Source organism: Sandarakinorhabdus oryzae (assembly GCF_009733735.1).
Lineage (GTDB): Bacteria > Pseudomonadota > Alphaproteobacteria > Sphingomonadales > Sphingomonadaceae > Sandarakinorhabdus > Sandarakinorhabdus oryzae.
Genome location: NZ_WNJP01000292.1, coordinates 1 through 1,949 on the forward strand (window position 1 = coordinate 1; position 1,949 = coordinate 1,949).

Annotated in this window: 2 protein-coding genes; both read right to left on the minus strand. The window is 69.6% G+C overall.

Features of this window, described 5'->3' with window-relative positions:
- On the minus strand, positions 1 to 361 hold a 361-nt coding region (locus tag GJ693_RS15735; protein WP_156257181.1), incomplete at its 3' end, for a putative inorganic carbon transporter subunit DabA.
- A gap of 36 nt (positions 362 to 397) precedes the next feature.
- A partial coding sequence (locus tag GJ693_RS15740; RefSeq protein WP_197042277.1) for an NADH-quinone oxidoreductase subunit L occupies positions 398 to 1,949 on the minus strand: 1,552 nt, incomplete at its 5' end.

Below are 1,949 nucleotides of genomic sequence, written 5' to 3' on the forward strand. Positions count from 1 at the left end.
GCGCCGGATCGCGGGCCAGCGCGGCCTTGGCCATCGCCACATCGGCCGGCACCGCGGCGTTGCCAGGCGCGCGGGCCAGGGCGGCCGCGATATGCGCATCGCTGATGATGCCGGCCGAAAGCGCCTCGCGATAGAAGCCGCGCGGCATCAGCATGTCCACCTTGGCGACCCGGCGCAGGGTGGCGGTGGTGGCGGCAAAGCTCTGGCCGGTGAAGCCGAGGAACGGGTTCACGGCGACGAAATGCTTGAGCGGCCACAGCGGCGCGATGCGCTGGCAGGCTTCGGCGATGGCGGCTTCCAGCGCGCTGGGGGCCGGCGCGGTGGTGGCTTCGGGCGCGAGGGTGGCGGTATCGGTCGTCATGGTCAGGACCTTTCGCGGAGAAATCGAGGGAGGGGCTCAGCGCCGCGCCGGCAGGCCGGTCGGCCAGAAGCGCAGCACCAGCCGATTGGCGAGGGCGTTCACATAGAGGCCGTTCTGGGCGTGAACGTAGAAGGCGCGGGCCCATTCGGGCGCGCCGCCGGGCTTGGCCGTGATGAAGCTGGCCTGGCCGATGGTGAGCGCGGCAAAGCCGGCGACCACGGCGACGATCGCTGCCAGTGCCACCAGATCGGTGCGGTCAGCCCCGTCAGGCAGGCTGCCGGCAATCAGCCAGGCCATGCCCGACTGCAGGGCAAACCACAGGCCGGCAACAGCGGCCGCACCAACAATGGTGCGGGCGATGACGAAGCCGGTGGGCCGGGTGTCGATCGACTGGGCGATATAATGGGTGAGGCCCATCAGCAGGATGGCGCCGAGCGCGAACAGGCCCGGTTCGCGGCCGAGTTCAAAGCCCGACAGCGTGCCGACAATGCCGACACCGGCGAGCACGCCCGCCACCGCCAGGCCCAGCCGCGCCGGGTGCGGCGCGCCGCCGGGACTGGGCGACCAGCTGGCGCGGGCGATATCGATGACGCTGCCCGAGGAGAGGAAGGCGTGCGCCTTGTAGAGCGAGTGCGCCACGATGTGCAGCAGCGCCGCCGGCCAGGCGCCAAGGCCACACTGCAGCAGCATGAAGCCCATCTGCGCGATGGTGGACCAGGCCAGCGCCACCTTAATGGCATTCTGGGTGAGCATCACCACGCTGGCAAACAGCGCCGTGAAGCCGCCGACGACCAGCAGCAGATCCATCGAGGGGGTGGACAACTGCAGCAGCGGCGAGAAGCGCAGAGCGAGGAAGCCGCCGGCGTTGATGATGCCGGCATGCAGCAGGGCAGAGACCGGCGTGGGGGTTTCCATCACTTCGGTGATCCAGCCGTGCAGCGGGAACTGCGCCGACTTCAGTAAGGCGGCGGCCGCGATTAGGACGGCCGCGATGGTGAGACCGGCCGGGGTCTCGCCGCTGGCGGCGACGCCCTTCAGGCCAGCGAAGAGCCCGCTGAACTCCAGCGTGCCGAACGCCTGCCAGGCAAGGAAGACGGCGCCGGCCAGGCAGGCATCGCCGATGCGGCTGGCAATGAACTTCTTGCGCGCCGCCAGGATCGCGGCCGGGCGGTCGGAATAGAACAGCAACAGCTGATTGAGGCCCACTGAAGTGGCCACCCAGGCGGCGAGGAACATCGCCATGTTGCCCGCCAGGATCAGCAACAGCACGCTGGCCAGGGTTAGCCCAAGCAACCGGGTGAAGCGGGCGTGGCCGGGATCGCCGGCCATGTAGTTGCGCGAGAAATGCACCACGATGGTGCCGACGAAACTGACCAGCAGGAACATCACGGCGGTCAGCGCATCGAACAAGATTCCCACAAAAGTGCCAATTCCGGGCAGCGCCGGGGTCGCCAGCGGGCCACCAATGGCCACCAGCAGTGCACAGATGGCCGCGCTGGCCAGGCTGATCAGGGCGCCACCGCGGGCCAGGCCGGCCAGGCGCTTGGGGTCCGACGCGGGCAGCAGCGCCAGGGCCAGCAGGGCCGCC